This is a genomic window from Citrobacter sp. Marseille-Q5395 (assembly GCF_947057495.1).
GTDB lineage: Bacteria > Pseudomonadota > Gammaproteobacteria > Enterobacterales > Enterobacteriaceae > Citrobacter > Citrobacter murliniae.
The window spans coordinates 253,398-267,262 of sequence record NZ_CAMSEL010000010.1 but is presented as its reverse complement, the minus strand read 5'-3'; the positions used below and the strand labels follow the sequence as shown (position 1 = coordinate 267,262).

Annotated in this window: 13 protein-coding genes; 5 read left to right on the top strand and 8 right to left on the bottom strand. The window is 52.7% G+C overall.

Annotated elements, in window-relative coordinates:
• Positions 1 to 3: 3 nt before the first annotated feature.
• Positions 4 to 909: a dihydrodipicolinate synthase family protein gene (locus tag OH663_RS13705; RefSeq protein ID WP_144243052.1), complete on the bottom strand. Its 906-nt coding sequence runs from the start codon at positions 907 to 909 to the stop codon at positions 4 to 6.
• Positions 910 to 913: 4 nt separating this feature from the next.
• A complete protein-coding gene (locus OH663_RS13700; RefSeq protein ID WP_045440798.1) occupies positions 914 to 1,702 on the bottom strand; it encodes an IclR family transcriptional regulator in 789 nt (262 codons plus the stop codon).
• A 659-nt stretch (positions 1,703 to 2,361) separates the two neighbouring features.
• On the opposite strand from OH663_RS13700, the gene purE reads away from it, so the two are divergent.
• The 3 genes from purE (at position 2,362) to mnmH (ending at position 5,118) form a co-directional block, all read left to right on the top strand.
• On the top strand, positions 2,362 to 2,871 hold the full coding sequence (gene purE / locus OH663_RS13695) for a 5-(carboxyamino)imidazole ribonucleotide mutase (RefSeq protein WP_045440795.1): 510 nt from the start codon (positions 2,362 to 2,364) through the stop codon (positions 2,869 to 2,871).
• Positions 2,868 to 3,935, top strand: a complete 1,068-nt coding sequence (purK, locus tag OH663_RS13690) for a 5-(carboxyamino)imidazole ribonucleotide synthase (protein ID WP_045440793.1) — start codon at positions 2,868 to 2,870, stop codon at positions 3,933 to 3,935. The genes purE and purK overlap by 4 nt, the downstream gene beginning before the upstream one ends.
• A 97-nt stretch (positions 3,936 to 4,032) precedes the next feature.
• Positions 4,033 to 5,118, top strand: coding sequence for a tRNA 2-selenouridine(34) synthase MnmH (gene mnmH / locus OH663_RS13685; RefSeq protein WP_200012252.1), 1,086 nt, complete (start codon positions 4,033 to 4,035; stop codon positions 5,116 to 5,118).
• A gap of 54 nt (positions 5,119 to 5,172) precedes the next feature.
• Here the strand turns inward: mnmH and OH663_RS13680 are convergent, their stop codons facing one another.
• The 6 genes from OH663_RS13680 to ybbA form a co-directional block, all read right to left on the bottom strand.
• Positions 5,173 to 5,832, bottom strand: coding sequence for a methionine ABC transporter permease (locus tag OH663_RS13680; protein WP_045440727.1), 660 nt, complete (start codon positions 5,830 to 5,832; stop codon positions 5,173 to 5,175).
• Positions 5,825 to 6,841, bottom strand: a complete 1,017-nt coding sequence (gene sfbB / locus OH663_RS13675; RefSeq protein ID WP_200012251.1) for a virulence-associated ABC transporter ATP-binding protein SfbB — start codon at positions 6,839 to 6,841, stop codon at positions 5,825 to 5,827. Before sfbB ends, OH663_RS13680 begins: the two co-directional genes overlap by 8 nt.
• 62 nt (positions 6,842 to 6,903) lie before the next feature.
• Positions 6,904 to 7,734 carry a MetQ/NlpA family ABC transporter substrate-binding protein gene (locus tag OH663_RS13670; protein WP_200012250.1) on the bottom strand — a complete coding sequence of 277 codons (831 nt, stop codon included), beginning with the start codon at positions 7,732 to 7,734 and terminating at the stop codon, positions 6,904 to 6,906.
• 301 nt (positions 7,735 to 8,035) lie between these two features.
• Positions 8,036 to 9,169 (bottom strand): porin, encoded by a 1,134-nt coding sequence (locus OH663_RS13665; RefSeq protein ID WP_045449479.1) that lies wholly within the window; start codon positions 9,167 to 9,169, stop codon positions 8,036 to 8,038.
• Between the two features lie 186 nt (positions 9,170 to 9,355).
• Positions 9,356 to 11,770 carry a putative ABC transporter permease subunit YbbP gene (gene ybbP / locus OH663_RS13660; RefSeq protein WP_200012248.1) on the bottom strand — a complete coding sequence of 805 codons (2,415 nt, stop codon included), beginning with the start codon at positions 11,768 to 11,770 and terminating at the stop codon, positions 9,356 to 9,358.
• A complete protein-coding gene (gene ybbA, locus OH663_RS13655) occupies positions 11,767 to 12,453 on the bottom strand; it encodes a putative ABC transporter ATP-binding protein YbbA (protein WP_045449477.1) in 687 nt (228 codons plus the stop codon). The genes ybbP and ybbA overlap by 4 nt, the downstream gene beginning before the upstream one ends.
• On the opposite strand from ybbA, the gene tesA reads away from it, so the two are divergent.
• Together tesA and OH663_RS13645 are read left to right on the top strand one after the other, a co-directional pair.
• A complete protein-coding gene (gene tesA, locus OH663_RS13650; protein ID WP_200012246.1) occupies positions 12,421 to 13,047 on the top strand; it encodes a multifunctional acyl-CoA thioesterase I/protease I/lysophospholipase L1 in 627 nt (208 codons plus the stop codon). The genes ybbA and tesA overlap by 33 nt on opposite strands.
• A gap of 28 nt (positions 13,048 to 13,075) precedes the next feature.
• Complete coding sequence (locus OH663_RS13645) at positions 13,076 to 13,846, top strand: SDR family oxidoreductase (RefSeq protein WP_045440718.1); 771 nt, start codon at positions 13,076 to 13,078, stop codon at positions 13,844 to 13,846.
• Positions 13,847 to 13,865: the final 19 nt, after the last annotated feature.

Genomic DNA, 13,865 nt, shown 5'->3' with positions numbered 1-13,865 from the left:
TCCTCAGACCGGTAAAATACCCTGCGCAACCAACAGTGCATGGACTTTTTCTTTGGCTTCTTCTGACACCTCAAGAATTGGCGGCAAGCAATAAGTCTCTACTGGTAACCCTACGCATTGCATACCGTATTTGATTAGCGAGACAAACGGCGTTTCCAGAGCGTAAATAGATGGCAGTTGCAGTAGCTTTTTGTTCAGGTTGGCGGCGGTTGCCAGATCACCTTCGCGCCAGGCACGGTAGATACCAACGGAGAGTTCCGGTGCAAAGTTAGCGCTAGCTGAAATCGCGCCGTCCCCCCCTAACAGCAAGGTGTTCAGTAAATGGTCGTCATAGCCGCAAAATACAGAAAACGACGGGCGCACTGACTTAACTGCGTTAATCATCGTGCGCAAGTGACCGACACTGTCGATGGTGTCTTTGATGCCAACGATATTCTCATTTTGCAAGGCCAAACGTTTCACTGTCTCCGGGGTTAAGTCCTGGCCCGTCAAATCCGGAAAGTTGTACAGGATTACCGGCAAAGTGACGCTACGAGCGATCTGCTGGTAATAGTCGTCAAGATTTCGTGACGCGACCTTCCAGTAGTAAGGGTTGATGGCGACGACACCGTCAGCACCGCAGGATTCGGCATGCCGCGCCAATTTGACCGCTTCATCAGTGGAAGGCGAACCGACGCCAATCAATACAGGAACCCTCCCACCAACAACGGATATGGCTTCTTCGGTGAGCGCCATGCGCTGGGCGGTATTCATCTGGCTAAATTCACCACCGGTGCCAAGGTAAAACAGCCCGTCGACTCCTTTATTAATCAGGAAGTCGGCAACCTGGCGCATTGCCGTTTTATCAATGGTTCCGTCACGATGAAACGTACTGGATACCGGTGGAATAATGCCGCTGAATTTTTTCATTACTTCAATTTCCTTTTCGTAAATATTCATTTTCGCTTATGTATCCCAGTCCATATGATATTTGCCCGGCACACTTTCGGAGCAGTTCCAGATAACCGTCGATCTTATTTCCTGAGTAAACCACCGGATCGCCTGATAGCGAGATCGCATAATTAACCCGGTTATACATATTGAATACAGGCATACTTAAACATACTGCACCATAGGTCGATTCTTCGTTATCTATGGCCCATCCCCGAAGCCGCGTTTTTTGCAGTTCTTCCAGAAATAATTTTTTATCAGTAAATGTATTGCGCGTATGTGGAGTCAACGTAAGAGCATCTAAAAAATAATCCAACTCTTCTCTCGTTTTCCAGGCCAATAACGCCTTACCCAGTGCGGTAATATGTAATTCAAGTTTTTTGCCAATCCAGCTTTTGCTGGTCGGCACCGAATCCGGGCTTTCAATCTTGTCAAGATAGATAGCAGAATAGCTCTCCATCGCGCCCAGATGACAAACCAAGCCGCTTTTCAACGACAGCTCCTGCATTGGCCGCTTCGTCACTTCAAAAATATTCTGGCGGTGCAGTGCCTGACATCCCAGTTCGTAGTTTTTAATCCCCAGTGAATAATGGCCATTTTTATTTTTAATTAAGAAGCCACATTCCACCATCACATTCAATAAATTAAGCAGACTACTTTTGGGATACTGAAATTTTTTTAATAATTCCATATAACTTGCCACACCTACCCACGCAATATGGGTTAATATTTTTTCAGCACGGACTAATGAATTACACCCTTTGCGAACCATAATGGCTCCCTCTTGCTATTGGAATAAATGATATCGGCATTGTGTAGTGGAAAATATACCTTGTTCAACATGCTGAACCGTAATAAGGCGATTAAATGTGATCCTGTGCTCAATTTGAATAGCAGAATTATCGTACCGACATTCGGTGAATGCGAATGGATGCCAAATACGAAATTGTGTTATCAAGGCATGGTGGCGTGTGAGCGACTGAAAGAACGGTCCGCGGGTTGCACTATTCATAAAAAATTGTTTTTACAGGGTCGGTATCTTTAGCACTGCTACTTTGTAAGCGATACCGCTGGAGAATGTCCGCTTCGCGCCCCACGATGACACCTTTATCTACGCGCTTCTCAAAAAAGAGTGGAAAGAAGTAACTAAGCCACCGATATATGCACGCTACTCGCCGACATAACGAAGAAACGCACTTTGACCGGCGGCTAATAACAAAACCCAATGCTTCAATAACCGAAAATCTGCCAGTTCCCTACAGCCCAGCGTAACGGCCTGTTTGGCCATGAAAAATCTCCCAGTAACCCCTCAAGGGGATTACATCCAGGCGTTAACATTTCGCTGCGCAACCGTTTTCCTTGCTTGTATATCATGCTATTCTCTCTCGCCTCGAAAGCAGTGTGTTTCGCACCACAGGAGTTTTAAGACGCATGTCTTCCCGCAATAATCCGGCGCGTGTCGCCATCGTGATGGGGTCCAAAAGCGACTGGACTACCATGCAGTTCGCCGCCGAAATCTTCGAAATCCTGGATGTCCCGCACCACGTTGAAGTTGTCTCTGCTCACCGCACTCCCGATAAACTGTTCAGCTTCGCCGAGAGCGCAGAAGAGAACGGCTATCAGGTGATTATTGCCGGTGCAGGTGGTGCAGCACATCTGCCTGGCATGATTGCGGCGAAAACGCTGGTACCTGTTTTAGGTGTTCCGGTACAAAGTGCTGCCCTGAGCGGCGTAGACAGCCTTTATTCCATCGTGCAGATGCCGCGCGGCATTCCGGTTGGCACGCTGGCGATTGGCAAAGCGGGCGCGGCAAATGCGGCACTGCTGGCGGCGCAAATTCTGGCAACCCACGATAAAACGCTACACCAGCGTCTGATCGACTGGCGTAAAGCGCAAACCGATGAGGTGCTGGAGAACCCGGACCCACGAGGTGCAGCATGAAGCAGGTTTGCATACTTGGTAACGGTCAGCTAGGACGCATGTTGCGTCAGGCAGGCGAGCCGTTGGGCATTGCAGTCTGGCCTGTTGGCCTGGATGCCGAACCTGCGGCCGTCCCCTTTCAGCAAAGCGTGATTACCGCTGAAATTGAGCGCTGGCCGGAAACCGCACTCACTCGCGAGTTGGCCCGCCATCCGGCGTTTGTTAACCGCGATGTGTTCCCGATTATTGCCGACCGTCTGACGCAAAAGCAGCTTTTTGACAAGCTCGGCTTGGCGACCGCACCGTGGCAACTGCTGGCGGATAATAGCGAGTGGTCTGCAATATTCGACAAACTGGGCGAGCTGGCAATCGTGAAGCGTCGTGTCGGCGGCTACGACGGTCGTGGTCAGTGGCGTTTACGCGTCAATGAAACTGAACAACTTCCAGACGACTGCTACGGCGAATGCATTGTCGAACGAGGCATAAACTTCTCAGGTGAAGTGTCGCTGGTGGGCGCTCGCGCTCATGACGGCAGCACAGTCTTTTATCCGCTGACCCATAACCTGCATCAGGACGGCATTCTGCGTACCAGCGTGGTATTTCCGCAAGCCAATGCGAAACAGCAGGAACAGGCTGAAGCGATGTTGTCCGCTATTATGCAGGAATTGGGCTATGTCGGCGTAATGGCGATGGAGTGTTTCATCACCCCGGAAGGCTTGCTGATTAACGAACTGGCCCCGCGCGTACACAACAGTGGGCACTGGACGCAAAACGGCGCCAGCATCAGCCAGTTTGAACTGCACCTGCGCGCCATTACCGACCTGCCATTACCCACGCCGGTAGTGAACAATCCTTCGGTCATGGTGAATCTTATCGGTACTGACCTGAACTACGACTGGCTGAAGTTGCCACTGGTGCACCTGCACTGGTACGACAAAGAAGTGCGCGAAGGCCGTAAGGTCGGTCACTTGAACCTGACGGACAGCGATACCGCTCGCCTGAGCGCAACGCTGGAAGCACTCATTCCCCTTCTGCCGCCGGAATACGCCAGTGGGATTATCTGGGCGCAAAGTAAGCTGAAGTAACACATAAAATGTCGGGGAAAGGATCTTATCCTTCCCCACTCCCTCTATCAGCGCGTAAAATCCCCTCCATTGCTGTTTTGTATTTTCAGGATTCAACATGAACGATGGAACGGACTATCGTGCGATTCTGCTCGCCGGTACGCCTTTAATCGATGTACGCGCGCCCGTCGAATTTCAACAAGGTGCCATGCCTGGCGCAATTAACCTGCCTTTAATGGATAACGAGGAGCGTACCGCGGTCGGCATCTGTTACAAGCGTCAGGGACCGGAAGCGGCACTCGCGCTTGGGCATCAACTTGTCAGTGGTGACATCCGTCAACAGCGGATGAAAGCCTGGCAAGATGCCTGTCGTCTACAACCTGAGGGATATTTATGCTGTGCGCGCGGCGGTCAGCGCTCACATATTGTGCAGCAATGGCTGCGCGAATCCGGCATCAATTACCCATTGATAGCAGGCGGGTATAAAGCGCTTCGGCAGGCGGCGATGCAAGTGACCGAAGAACTGGTACAAAAACCCATCATCTTAATTGGCGGCTGTACCGGGAGCGGTAAAACGCAGTTGGTGCAACTGCAGCCGAACGGCGTGGACCTCGAAGGTCTGGCGCACCATCGCGGCTCTTCTTTTGGTCGCACGGTAGAACCCCAACTGAGCCAGGCCAGTTTTGAAAATCTGCTGGCAGTCGAGATGCTGAAAACCGATAGCCGTCAGGACCTGCATCGCTGGGTGCTGGAAGATGAAGGCCGCATGATTGGTGCCAATCATTTGCCCGAATGCTTGCGTGAACGCATGGCTCAGGCATCCATTGCGGTGGTGGAAGATCCCTTTGAGCTGCGTCTGGAACGCCTGCGTGAAGAGTATTTTGTGCGCATGCACCACGATTTTACGCAAGCTTATGGGGAAACCCAGGGCTGGCAAGAGTACAGCGAATATCTGCACCACGGTCTGTTCGCTATTCGCCGTCGTCTGGGGTTACAACGCTTCGCAGAGCTCACCGCATTGCTCGATGTTGCTCTGACGGAACAGCAGACTAATGGCAGTACCGATGGTCACATGGGCTGGCTGGTGCCATTACTCAACGAATATTACGATCCGATGTATCGCTATCAGCTGGAAAAGAAAGCCGCGAAAGTCGTCTTTCGCGGCACATGGCAGGAGGTTGCCGACTGGGTTCAGGCGCAGTAATAGAATTCGCATGCCGGGCTTAGCTACGCTTGCCCGGCCTGTTATTAGCGCGTATTAATGCCTGTCACGCTTGTCGGCACGTTTCGCCAGCCAGTCGCCAAATACCTGTACGACCTGCACCAGAATAATCAGTGCCACCACGGTGACAATCATCACCTGGGTTTCGTAACGGTAATAACCGAAGCGAATAGCCAGGTCGCCAACGCCACCGCCGCCAACAATTCCGGCCATTGCGGAGTATCCAATCAAACTCACCAGCGTTATCGTCAGTCCACGCAGCAGACCCGCGCTGGCCTCCGGTAACAGAACCGTACAGATAATACGCATCGGGCTGGCGCCAAAGGCTTCTGCCGCTTCAATGATTCCTTTATCAACCTCACGCAGCGCGCTGTCCACCAGCCGGGCATAGAACGCAATTGCCGCAACAGAGAGCGGTACCGAAGCCGCAATCGGTCCGATGGTATTACCGAGCAGAAACTGCGTTAGCGGCAGCAATAGCACCAACAGGATCACAAACGGCACCGATCGGATGATATTCACCAGCACGGAGCTGAGCAGATAGACAAAACGGTTCTGCCAGAATAAATGCCTGTCAGTAACGAAAATGAGAAAGCCCAGCGGCAGACCGCCAATAATCGCCAGCACCGTCGAGATGCTAAGCATCTGGAAAGTTTCATTGAACGCCAGTGTCAAATCCGGCAATAAATCATCCACGAATCACCTCCACCTGTGCAGTACGTTGACGAATATGTTCCACGGCAGCATCCACCGCGCCAGGATTTTGCGGTGCAGTCAGTTGCACCACTAAGATCCCCAGCGCACGCTCACCGATATACTCAATTTTGCCGTGCAGGATATTCACCGCTACACCAAACTTTACCGCCACTTCAGACAACACCGGCTGTTCTGCCGAGTCGCCGATAAACAAGATTTTCAGCAATTGACCGGGCAGATGTTCCCGCAGCCGTTCCGGGAGCGTCAGATTGAGCGTATGCGATACCAGTTGCTGCGTGAAAGCATGCTGCGGGTGGGCAAAGACATCAAACACTTCGCCTGTTTCCACCACTTTCCCGCCTGACATCACTGCCACACGATCGCAGATAGATTTGATCACGTTCATTTCATGAGTGATCAGCACGATCGTGATCCCCAACTGTTGGTTGATCTGTTTGAGCAGAGCCAGAATAGTGGCTGAGGTTTCCAGATCCAAAGCAGAGGTGGGTTCATCGCACAGCAGCACATCCGGGTGGTTGGCAATAGCGCGGGCAATGCCAACACGCTGCTTTTGCCCACCACTAAGCTGTATGGGATAACGGTTAGCCTTATCGGACAGCCCAACCAGTGACAGAATTTCCGTCACGCGCGGTCCGATTTTACTGCGCTCCCACCCGGCTGCTTTCAGGCTGAAGGCGACGTTTTGCGCAACGGTTCGGGTATGCATCAGATTAAAGTGTTGGAAAATCATTCCAATACGCTGGCGGGCCTTACGTAAATGCCCCCCTTCGAGCGCAGAGATTTCTACTCCGTTAACCTTTACGCTTCCCTGACTTGGGCGTGTTAAGGCGTTCAGGGTGCGCAAAAGCGTACTCTTTCCCGCACCGCTGGTACCGACAATGCCAAATATCTCACCCGCGCCGATACGCAGGCTGACGTCATCAACCGCCCTTGTTGACGGCCCACGGCCTGCGGTGAAATCCACGCAAACCTTATCTATCTCAATCATAGCCACCTCAGAAATGCGAAAAGGGCAGTCATCGCTGCCCTGTTAAACCTTTTGCGCAGCGATTATTTGGCTGCCGACATCCATTCCGGTTTCTGGAAGGCACTGTAGATATTTTTCGGATCGTCAATCACCGCACGATAGGCCGGAGATTTCACCGCCTCAACAATATCTTTAGCGAACGGTTTATCCGCATCTTCAGTGCGTACCGCGATGATATTTTTCAGGTTCTCATCCAGATGTTCTTGCTTAATGGCACTGGAGAGATCCAGTTTTGCCGCGACAGCAAAGTTGCCGTTGACCAGCGCCCCGGTTACGCCATCCAGCGTACGCGGCAGTTGCGCGGCTTCCAGTGGCTTAAAGATCAACCCTTTCGGGTTGCTGGCGATATCGCGCTCGGAGGCTTTGGTCGGATCGATATTGTCTTTAATGGTGATCAGATCGATTGATTGCAGGAAGCGCAGACCACGAGCCAGGTTGGTCGGATCGTTTGACAGGGTGATGACATCCCCTTTCTTCAGCTCATCCAGGCTTTTGATTTTATGCGAGTAAAAACCCATTCCGGCCGTAGGGACCACAATGAGCTTGCTCAGTTTCAACTCTTTATCAGCGGTGAATTTGTCAAAATAGAGCGAGTGCTGGAACAAGTTAGCGTCAATGCTACCGTTGGAGAGTGCCATATTCGGCTGGACATAGTCACTGAATTCGCGCACCACTACCTTGTAGCCTTTCTCTTTCAGCGTCGGGGCAATGGCCTGTTTCACCATATCACCATATGGACCCGGCGCAACACCGAACACGATGGTGTGCGGATCGCTGTTCGCATGAGCAAACTGTAATCCACAGGCCAGCAACAGTACCCCGCTCGCGACGCGTAAACTCTGACGCAATCCCATAACTTCTCCATTTTAACGTTGTGATGTAATGTCCCACGCCGTTCATGCGACGTTGTTTTTTTTGGCCTGCTTAACAGGCTGATTCTTAACATGACACAGATCACAGCCTGCTGTCCTTGAAATTATTTCATGATGTTGCGAAGTATGTCGTTGAATGAGTAAGGAAGGCGCTTATGCAAGTTTCAGGAATGAATAGTTGAAAAACGAAAAAGCCGGATAGCATCATCCGGCTTATAGGCGGCGCCTGGTCAATTACCCGATTAGCATCTCACCATCGGGCATCTGTTTTAGCAGGGCGTTCTTAGAAATCGTAGCGCAGACGCACCAGGTTCATGTCGCCCAGGTTGTCGGTGCTGGAGGTAAAGACGTGTTCGTAATCCACACGGAAACCATAATCCAGCTGGAAGCTGATACCCAACCCATTGTCGGTACGCAGATAGTTACGACCATTCACGTATTCGATACGGTCGCCCATGAAGTAAGGCTGGATGGATTTAACCGCATACTGACCAACCGGGAATGTGTAACCAGCAAAGTATTCCAGACCCCATGCGTCACCAGCAAAGTAGTCGTTAACCGATACTTTTTTGGTGGTCATGAAGTTTTGGTACCAGCCGCCACCCAGTGAGAAGGTCCAGTTGTCCGGTTTCCAGCTCAGTGCGGTACCAACGATGTTCTGATCGTAAGTTTTGCTACTGTTGCCGCGCATTTCCGCACGGGTGTAGTTCCACGCGGTACCCCAGGTTAAGTCATCAGTGATGTGGTAATCCACGCCCAGAGAGCCACCACCTTTACGCTTGTAGCGCAGGCCGTTATTCGGGTTGTAATCATCGCTGAACAGATAAGAAGCGTAGAGATCAACATCCCCAACAGCTTTTTTATACTTCAGAGACTTACGCGTGCGATATGAGCCATCGTAGTCGCCATTAATACCGTTACCTGGCGCCTGACCGATCATGTCGTAGTCCCAGATATCCGTTTTCGCACCGACCACATCATAGTAAATGCTGTTCTGTTGACCGAAGGTCAGTGTACCCCAGGTCGCGCTTTTCAGACCGGTGTACAGCATACGACGCGTGGTATCGTTGGCGCCGTCAGCGTAGTGATTATCCCAGTTGAACATGGCCGGGAAGTTAACGCCCAGCTCGTAGTAGCTCACCCAACTGATGTCATCAAACAGATAGTAGTCAGCAGCAAAGCGGAAACGCGTGCCGCCGTCAAAACCATTACGTTTGTAACCATTCTTACCATCATCGCCAGCCATATTCTGGAACTGTGGACGAATACTCCCGCCGACGGTGAAGTTAAGACGGCTCAGCGGATTGCCCGCCTGCGGATCTTGTTTCAGGACCGTGATTTCCGCCTGAGAAGCGAAAGTCGTTAATGCCACTGCTGCGCCGATCGATACCGCCAGCGCTGTTTTTTTTATAGTCATGGTTTTACCTTGATAGATAGCCTGCCAATTATTCAGCATGCAAATATTAACTTTTATTAACCCTGTCGTGTTGGCGGTTTTTTATTGATTTGTGCTGTTAAATATCAAGGAGTTATCAATTTGTGCCCTATAGAAAAAAATACGCACCGATATAAAAAACCGGTGCGTAATCATCACTGAAATGAATTAATTACTGAATTGTCGGAAGAGTGCTTTACCTTTTAACAGGCGTGCGCCGAGCCATCCGCCACATAATGAGAGCAGCAGCGCCCCGCAAAACGGCAATACTACCCACAGTCGCCAGTCAGGTTCCCATGGGAAGTCAAAGACTTTGGTTTGCAGAACCGCCAGCGCCGTTTCGGCACCAATGGCCGCCACCAACCCAGAGACCATCCCCAGCATGGCGAACTCGCACCACAGCGTGGTACGCAAAAGTTTCTTACCCGCCCCGAGCGTACGCCAGACCACCAGTTCCTGATGACGCTGGCGCATCCCAACCTGAACCTGGGCCAGGAGCAACAACATGCCGCAGGCAGTTACCAGCACGACCATCACCTCCAGCGCCCGACTGACCTGCTGCAGAACCTGACCAACCTGCTTGAGGATTGCGCCGATATCCAGCAGGCTGACGGTCGGAAACTCGCGATTAAGCTGTGTCAGCATGCCGTTACCGTTCTCCCAACGAAAACTGGTCAGCCAGCTTTGCGGCTGTCCGTCCAGTGCGCCGGAAGGGAAGATAAAGAAGAAGTTAGGCCGCAGACTTTCCCAGTCCACTTTGCGCAGGCTGCTGACCGTGGCACTGAAATCCTGGGTATCCCCCATAAAGGTCACACGATCGCCGAGCTTCACGTTCAGCCGTTTTGCCAGCCCCTCCTCCATCGATACCTCACCAGCTTTTGGCGGCCAGGTTCCGGCGGTAATCGGGTTATGATCCGGTCGGGTATCCTGCCAGGTCAGGTTCAATTCACGGTTGAGCGCTTCATCCTGATTGCCCTCGGTCGCCTTATCATTAATTGCCGTCAGACGCGCCCGCACAATCGGGTAGAACGACTCAGGAATTATCTGATGCTCAGACAGGAAACCCTTCAGCGGTACAACCTGTTCAGTCGCGATGTTGATAAGGAAGTAGTTCGGGCTTTCCGGCGGCATTTGCTGCTGCCAGCGATCGAGCAGATCGCCACGCAGTACCAGCAACAACGCCAGCAGCATAAAGGAGAGTGAAAAGGCTGAGAGCTGGCTCAGCGTTGACCATGGCTGACGCAACAGTCGGCTGACAGCTAAACGCAGCGGCAGCGAGGTTAACGTCATGCCACGCAGCACGTTGAGCAGCATCCAGCCCAGCACGCCGCACAGTAGCGCCAGTACGACCGCACCAGCCAGCACCGCCCACAGCAGCATACTGCCACCCATCAACCCCGCGAGGAGCGCAACAACAACAACCGAAACCAACGGGAGATAAAATTTCAGCGGCCAGACATTTGCCACCACGTCACGGCGCAGCACCCGCAGCGGCTGCGTGGCCAGTAACAGACGATAAGGACGTAGCCCCACCAGCAGAGAGATAACGGTCATGGTGCCTAATGCCCACAGCCATGGCCACAGACTGGCTGGCGGCAATTCGCCGGGTAATACGGGCCTGAGCAACACCACCAGAACACGCTCAAACAGTAGCCCACATGCTCCGCCGGTTATGCCAGACAGCGCCAGTACCATCAGCCACTGTCCGACAATCAATTTACGCAACTGCGCCCTGCCCGCACCGAGCGTTTTCAAAATCGCCACCAAATCGTACCGACTGCGGCAATAATGACTCATCGCCACCGCAACGGCGGCAACCGCCAGCAGCAACGTTAGCAACGCCGACAACAGGAGGAACTGCTGCGAGCGTTCGAGCGATTTCCCTAACGCCCCTTCATCCTGCTCCAGCCCGTACCAGCGTTGTTCCGGCTTTAGCTGCGGCAACAGCCATTGCTCATACCCTTCCAGTTGCTGCGGCGTACCGCCAAATTTATAACGCCATGTCACGCGGCTTCCCGGCTGGACCGCGCCAGTTTTTGCAACATCCGCCATATTCATCATCAGGCGTGGCGCTATCTGGAACGGGTTAAAGCCGGAATCTGGCTCCTGTACCACTTCTCCGGCAATATGCAGGGTGACGTCACCAACATCGATGGAATCACCGATTTTTAAATTGAGCAGCGCCATCAGGCGCGGAGCCAGCAGTACAGATCCTGGCTGTGGTTTGAGTCCCGGAGGGTTGGTTTGCAAATTACCATACATCGGGTAAACGTCATCCACCGCTTTGACGTTCGCCAGTTGCGGAGTATCGGCCGCAAAGGTCATAGTAGCGAAGGTCAGCTGTTCGCCCACCTTCAGGCCACGTTGACGCGCCTCATCAATCCATGATGTTGGCACTTCCCGCGAGCTTTGCAGCGCCCGGTCACCCGCCATAAACTCGCGACTTTGCTGACTCAGCCCTTTTTCCATACGGTCGCTGATGTTGCCCAGCGCCAGCACGCAGGCCACCGCCAGACTCAGCGCCAGCCAGACGATTAATAATGAAGGTGAGCGCCATTCGCGCCAGAACCAGCGTGCGATCATGCCTCCTCCTGCAACTGCCCGTTCACCAGACGTAAACGCCTGTCACAGCGTGCCGCCAGTTGCGGATCGTGAGTCACCAGAATCAGAGTCGTGCCGTGTTCACGGTTGAGGGAAAACAGCAGATCGGCAATTTTGTCTCCGGTTTGTCGGTCCAGGTTGCCTGTTGGCTCATCGGCAAACAGTACGTCAGGGCGCCCGTTAAACGCCCGCGCCAACGCCACGCGCTGCTGCTCACCGCCTGAGAGTTGAGCAGGAAGGTGGTCGAGACGTTTCCCCAACCCCAGTTGCTCAAGCAATGCTTTCGCACCGTCGCGGCTTTTCCCGCTATTTTCCCCCCGCAATAACGCGGGCAACTCAACGTTCTCCAACGCATTCAGGGTTGGAATTAACATGAAGGACTGGAAAACAAAACCGACATGCTTCGCCCGCAGTTGTGCCCTGGCCTCTTCATCCATAGTATGCAACGGCTGTCCTACCAGGCAGACTTCTCCGCCAGAGCCATCGTCCAGACCGGCGAGGATTGCCAGCAGTGTCGATTTTCCCGAGCCCGACTCGCCAATCAACGCAATGGTCTCGGCGCGTTTGACAACCAGTTCAACTCCGGTAAGGATGGATAGCTCGTGATCACCCTGACCGACGGATTTCTTAAGATGATGAACTTCAACAATGTTTTCCGCTGGCATTTGCCCTTCCTGTTCCTGGTCCTGTTAACGTTCCGCGCCGCCGCAGCGGACACGTTATTAATTCTGGGTGACAGCCTGAGTGCCGGATACCGTATGTCAGCCAGCGCGGCGTGGCCAGCGCTACTCCATGATAAATGGCAAACCAAAACATCTGTGGTGAATGCCAGCATTAGCGGCGACACCTCACAACAGGGTCTGTCCCGTCTGCCCGCATTACTGCAACAGCATCAGCCTCGCTGGGTGCTGGTAGAACTTGGCGGCAACGACGGGCTACGCGGGTTTCAACCTCTGCAAACCGAACAGACTCTGCGCAAAATATTGCAGGACGTGAAGGCCGCGAATGCCGAACCGTTATTGATGCAAATTCGTCTGCCGGCAAACTACGGTCGCCGTTATAATGAAACCTTTAGCGCTATTTATCCAAAGCTCGCCAAAGAGTTTGATATTCCTCTGTTGCCCTTTTTTATGGAAGAGGTCTATCTGAAACCCCAGTGGATGCAGGATGATGGTATTCATCCAAATCGTGACGCCCAGCCGTTTATTGCCGACTGGATGGCGAAACAACTCACTCCTTTAGTTAACCACGACTCGTAAATCAACGGAGATCCTGACAGGTAAAGTTATGCAAAAATCGGTCTTAATAACAGGATGTTCCAGCGGTATCGGCCTGGAAAGCGCGCTTGAGCTAAAGCGCCAGGGTTTTCAAATTCTGGCAGCCTGCCGTAAGCCTGACGATGTCGCACGTATGAATGGCATGGGATTCACCGGCATATTGCTGGATCTGGATTCGCCAGAAAGTGTGGATCGTGCTGCCGATGAGGTGATCGCCCTGACCGATAATCGTTTGTATGGGATCTTTAACAACGCAGGATACGGCGTGTATGGTCCGCTGACCACTATCAGCCGTGAACAGATGGAACAACAGTTTTCCGCCAACTTCTTTGGCGCGCATCAGCTCACTATGCGCCTGCTGCCTGCCATGTTACCGCATGGCGAAGGGCGGATTGTGATGACCTCTTCAGTAATGGGATTAATCTCCACGCCTGGACGTGGGGCGTACGCCGCCAGTAAATACGCACTGGAAGCGTGGTCCGATGCACTGCGCATGGAACTACGCCACAGTGGAATCAAGGTCAGCCTGATTGAACCCGGCCCCATACGTACCCGTTTTACCGAAAACGTTAACCAGACCCAAAGCGATTCTCCTGTCGAAAACCCCGGCATTGCCGCGCGTTTTACGCTGGGCCCAGAGGCTGTTGTCGCCAAAGTGCGCCATGCTTTTGAAAGTGATAAACCGAAACTGCGCTACCCCGTCACCCTGGTGACCTGGGCAGTTATGCTGCTGAAACGCCTGTTGCCAGGTCGCGTAATGGACAAAATTTTACAGGGCTGAGTTGAAGCCAGCACGTCTG

Coding starts and splice junctions, on each gene's coding strand:
- sfbB (WP_200012251.1), bottom strand. CDS start 6,841: ATGATTGAGATAGATAAGGTTTGCGTGGATTTCACCGCAGGCCGTGGG.
- OH663_RS13700 (WP_045440798.1), bottom strand. CDS start 1,702: ATGGTTCGCAAAGGGTGTAATTCATTAGTCCGTGCTGAAAAAATATTA.
- purK (WP_045440793.1), top strand. CDS start 2,868: ATGAAGCAGGTTTGCATACTTGGTAACGGTCAGCTAGGACGCATGTTG.
- ybbA (WP_045449477.1), bottom strand. CDS start 12,453: ATGCCAGCGGAAAACATTGTTGAAGTTCATCATCTTAAGAAATCCGTC.
- ybbP (WP_200012248.1), bottom strand. CDS start 11,770: ATGATCGCACGCTGGTTCTGGCGCGAATGGCGCTCACCTTCATTATTA.
- purE (WP_045440795.1), top strand. CDS start 2,362: ATGTCTTCCCGCAATAATCCGGCGCGTGTCGCCATCGTGATGGGGTCC.
- tesA (WP_200012246.1), top strand. CDS start 12,421: ATGATGAACTTCAACAATGTTTTCCGCTGGCATTTGCCCTTCCTGTTC.
- OH663_RS13670 (WP_200012250.1), bottom strand. CDS start 7,734: ATGGGATTGCGTCAGAGTTTACGCGTCGCGAGCGGGGTACTGTTGCTG.
- OH663_RS13705 (WP_144243052.1), bottom strand. CDS start 909: ATGAAAAAATTCAGCGGCATTATTCCACCGGTATCCAGTACGTTTCAT.
- OH663_RS13645 (WP_045440718.1), top strand. CDS start 13,076: ATGCAAAAATCGGTCTTAATAACAGGATGTTCCAGCGGTATCGGCCTG.
- OH663_RS13665 (WP_045449479.1), bottom strand. CDS start 9,169: ATGACTATAAAAAAAACAGCGCTGGCGGTATCGATCGGCGCAGCAGTG.
- mnmH (WP_200012252.1), top strand. CDS start 4,033: ATGAACGATGGAACGGACTATCGTGCGATTCTGCTCGCCGGTACGCCT.